Source organism: Moritella sp. (assembly GCF_033791185.1).
Taxonomy (GTDB): Bacteria; Pseudomonadota; Gammaproteobacteria; order Enterobacterales; family Moritellaceae; genus Moritella.
Genome location: NZ_JASJHF010000290.1, coordinates 1 through 3,797, shown reverse-complemented (window position 1 = coordinate 3,797; position 3,797 = coordinate 1). Strand labels below are relative to the sequence as shown.

The following is a 3,797-nucleotide window of genomic DNA, read 5'->3' as shown; positions in this document are numbered from 1 at the left end:
CTATTCACTTATTTGCGACGGAACCCGCTGAACACCACATTTCTGACCTTGGCGGAGTATCAAGGAAAGCGGACATGATCTTACATAGGAGGCATTCGTTGGATGGTCATTATGGAGATTATTCTGTGATATTGACTCTTTACTAAAAACTTTTAGTCGCACTATTTATTGCAAAAAGTATTACTATGTAGTACCGTTAAGTGGTGACCACAATTTTTAAGGTGCAACAATGGAAAAAGTAACCAGCGTAAAGCTAGGCAAACATTTTGATACTTTGATCGCTCAGTTAACAGAAAGTGGTCGTTTTCGCTCAGCAAGCGAAGCTATGCGTGCAGGGTTACGATTGCTCGAAGAAGAGGAAGTGGAATATCAAACTAAGCTAGAAGCTTTAAGACAAGCTCTTATCGAAGGTGAAGAAAGCGGGGAGAGTAATCTCAGTTACGATGAAATAATTGCCGAAGCAAAAGCCGATTTACATGCAAGGTAAGTTCACCACCTCGGAACGAGCAACGCAAGAAATAAAAGAAATTTACCAGAACACTGTACTAAAACACGGTAAACGGCAGGCACAAATCTACACTGATGGTTTGAAAACCACATTGCAGCTACTCGCTGATATGCCAAGCATGGGTAGAAAATGCGATGAAATAAGAAAAGGATACCAACGCCACGAATATGCACGTCATATTATCTTTTACAAAAAGCGTAACCACGATATTTTAATTGTACGTATTCTTTACGATGCCATGGATGCAAAACGCCATTTATAAGGTTGAAGCACTAAAAATTATAAATATCAGTTCATTTTTAAAGTCGACATTCGATACATTTAGTTAAATTGACCAGAGCACCACATAAGGGACGTTAACGATGTTTTTCTGGTTGTGGAAAAGCTGATTAAAGCGGACTTTGAGGAATGGGCATACGAGTGGTAAACAGACAATTATTCTGGCGACTGTATCTACCTTCAACTTGTGGAATGTAATATTTTATTTATTGAAATTGAATATAGTTTCAATATCAAGCTAGACAGTTATATTTTTAATTGACTGAAATCGTTGTCGGTAGCGGCCAGGTGTAACACCTGTCATGCGTTTAAATAATCGTCGGAAGGATGTTGGGTCTTCATAACCTGTCTGTTGTGCAATGATGTCGACAGCATCACAAGTGGTTTCAAGCATTTGTTTTGCTTCTTCTACTCGTAGCGTTTGAATGTAATTGATAGGTGTATATCCGGTTGCGATTTTGAAGCGTCGTTTGAATGTTCGCTCAGCCAGGCCCGATTTTTTAACCATCAATCTAACAGGGTTTGGTGAATCGTAGTTGTTTGATGCCCATTGTTGAATTTTTTCAATCACCTTGTCTTCATGGCGCTTAGGTTTGCACATTGCTGAAATTAGGAGCTGTCCCTCACTGCGGTCACCGATTAAAAACAATTTGGCAACTTGAATGGCAGTGGCTTCACCATAGAACTTTGCCATTAGATATAACGCAAGGTCTTCCCAGGACGACATGCCGCCCATAGTAACAATACGACATTCATCATTTTCGGGTATTAGAATACGATTTGGCTCTAAATTTATATCGGGGAAAAATTGATGAAAATGGTCAGCGTACGCCCAATGAGTTGTCACTGGTCTGTTTTTGAGCAGTCCTGTTGTTGCCAGTAAGATTGAGCCAGAACAGACAGAGCAGAGTAATCCCCCTGCGTCGTGAATTGCCTTCAGCCATGGCGTTATATTTGTCCATCGTTGACTGTGATTAGTATCAGGATCAACGGCAAGATCGGTAATAATCACCACATCGGAATGTTTTACATCTGTAAAAGATGCATGAGGTGTAACGGGTACGCCACCCACACATGTAAATGGTTCGTTAGATTCAGCTACGATTTTGACATCAAATTCAGCAAGATGATCCTCTTTTCCTGTTATCTGAGCCCATGCCTCGTTAAATACAGACAGTACTTCAAACAGACCGTATAGCACTGCTCCAGAGCTTTCAGGTAAGGCAAGAATGCATATACTGGGCGTTTTTTTGTGCTTGGCAGGCATAATAAATCGATTATGGCACATATGGCTTGTTTTTGTCCATTTAAGCTCTAACGTTCATTTTAATTGTGCCATAGCATAGAGCCTCAGATTAATTATTATCGACCGAGGTGAGTAACATGCATACAACAAGCGAAGCGACGGAGCCCGTTGAAAAAGCGTTATACGATGTCCTAGCTGCTGAGGTTTTTCTTGAGCGTACTGCCGACATTATCAATGCAGGTGCACAGTCCGTAATGTTATCCATTGGCCATAGATTAGGATTATTTGATCTGATGGCATCACTTTCTCCTGAGAGCAGCCAACAAATTGCCGATAAAGCGGGATTGGCTGAGCGATACGTTCGTGAATGGTTGGCGGTGATGGTAACAGCCAATATCGTAAATTACGATGCCAGCCTTAAAACATATCACTTACCCAAGAGTCATGCAGCATGTCTGACACGTGATGCAGAACTCGGCAACTATGCAGTATACGCACAATTCATTCCGCTAATGGGAGCGGCGCAAGATCATATATTGCGCTGTTTTGAGAGTGGTGGCGGGACGAAATATGGCGACTATCCATGTTTTCACCAGATTATGTCTGAAGACAGTGAGCAATCCGTCGTCAGCTCATTGTTCGACGTGATTTTACCGTTAATTACTGGCATTGATGATCAGTTACATATTGGGATAAAAGTTTTGGATATCGGTTGTGGAAAAGGGTACGCCTTAACCGCTATGGCTGGTCGTTATCCGCAAAGCCAATTTACGGGTTATGACCTTTGTGAAGAGGCTGTCGTAGCAGCTAATCATCTGGCAAAAGTGCGAGATCTCAAAAATATTAAGTTTGAAGTAAAGGATATGGCCACCTTCAACGAGCAGGATGAATATGACTTAATCACATCGTTCGATGCGGTTCATGACCAGAAGAATCCTGAAGGTCTGGTAAAAGGTATTCATCGCGCATTAAGACACTCAGGCGTATATCTAATGCAGGACATCGGTGGATCAGCTCACCTGGAAAACAATATAGATTTTCCTATGGCATCGCTGCTTTATTCTATTTCGTGCATGCATTGTACGCCGATTTCTATCGGTCAAGGAGGCGAAGGTCTGGGCACAATGTGGGGTTGGGAGACTGCACAGGCGATGTTGGAAAGCGCTTATTTTCATTCTATCAAGCGTCATGTGTTACCGCATGATCCTATGAATGTATGGTTTATAAGTCATAAGGAGATGTCACATGGTTAACAAGGATCAACGTACTGATGATGTCATTGTAATCGGCGCAGGCATTAGTGGATTGGCAGTGGCTTATGAGCTATGGCAACGTGGTGTTTCTGTACGAATTATTGATAAAGCAAAGCGCCCAGGAGATGCCTGGCGTCATCGCCATCCACAATTACGACTAAATACACATCGCCTTCTTTCCCGGTTACCTGGCATGAGAATACCAAGAGCTGCGGGTGCCTTTCCTTCGCGCGATAGCATTATCAGTTACATCGAAACGTATGCTGAAAAATTGGATGTGCCGATAGATTATGACATCAAAGTAAACCACATCAATAAATCAGGAAAAAACTGGAAGATTGATACTGATAACGGAATATATATCGCCGATTACGTTGTGGTTGCGACAGGTTATGACAGTGTTCCTTACATACCAAAATGGCTGGGCAGACAAACATTTAAAAATAAGCTAATCCATGCAGCTGATTTTGGTGATATAGAAAATTACAAAGGTAAAAAAGTACTGGTGGTT

The 3,797-nt window shown here is 41.8% G+C and carries 5 protein-coding genes; 4 read left to right on the top strand and 1 reads right to left on the bottom strand.

Annotation, left to right across the window (positions count from 1 at the left end; translation table 11 throughout):
* The first annotated feature begins 229 nt into the window (after positions 1 to 229).
* On the top strand, positions 230 to 487 hold the full coding sequence (locus tag QNK26_RS16605; RefSeq protein ID WP_319225048.1) for a type II toxin-antitoxin system ParD family antitoxin: 258 nt from the start codon (positions 230 to 232) through the stop codon (positions 485 to 487).
* The gene (locus QNK26_RS16600) at positions 453 to 770 is read left to right on the top strand and encodes a type II toxin-antitoxin system RelE/ParE family toxin (RefSeq protein ID WP_319225047.1); all 318 of its coding nucleotides are present in this window, start codon (positions 453 to 455) and stop codon (positions 768 to 770) included. Before QNK26_RS16605 ends, QNK26_RS16600 begins: the two co-directional genes overlap by 35 nt.
* A gap of 255 nt (positions 771 to 1,025) precedes the next feature.
* On the opposite strand, the gene QNK26_RS16595 is transcribed toward QNK26_RS16600, so the two are convergent.
* A complete protein-coding gene (locus QNK26_RS16595) occupies positions 1,026 to 2,054 on the bottom strand; it encodes a GlxA family transcriptional regulator (protein ID WP_319225045.1) in 1,029 nt (342 codons plus the stop codon).
* 116 nt (positions 2,055 to 2,170) lie between these two features.
* Between QNK26_RS16595 and QNK26_RS16590 the strand changes: the two genes are divergently transcribed.
* Both QNK26_RS16590 and QNK26_RS16585 read left to right on the top strand, forming a co-directional pair.
* Positions 2,171 to 3,286 (top strand): class I SAM-dependent methyltransferase, encoded by a 1,116-nt coding sequence (locus QNK26_RS16590; RefSeq protein WP_319225044.1) that lies wholly within the window; start codon positions 2,171 to 2,173, stop codon positions 3,284 to 3,286.
* Positions 3,279 to 3,797: NAD(P)/FAD-dependent oxidoreductase (locus QNK26_RS16585; protein ID WP_319225043.1), on the top strand; the 519-nt coding region annotated here is incomplete at its 3' end. The genes QNK26_RS16590 and QNK26_RS16585, both read left to right, overlap by 8 nt.

What these genes read in the sequence shown, in the direction of transcription:
- QNK26_RS16590 (WP_319225044.1), top strand. Translation starts at nt 2,171, where the DNA reads ATGCATACAACAAGCGAAGCGACGGAGCCCGTTGAAAAAGCGTTATAC.
- QNK26_RS16605 (WP_319225048.1), top strand. Translation starts at nt 230, where the DNA reads ATGGAAAAAGTAACCAGCGTAAAGCTAGGCAAACATTTTGATACTTTG.
- QNK26_RS16595 (WP_319225045.1), bottom strand. Translation starts at nt 2,054, where the DNA reads ATGCCTGCCAAGCACAAAAAAACGCCCAGTATATGCATTCTTGCCTTA.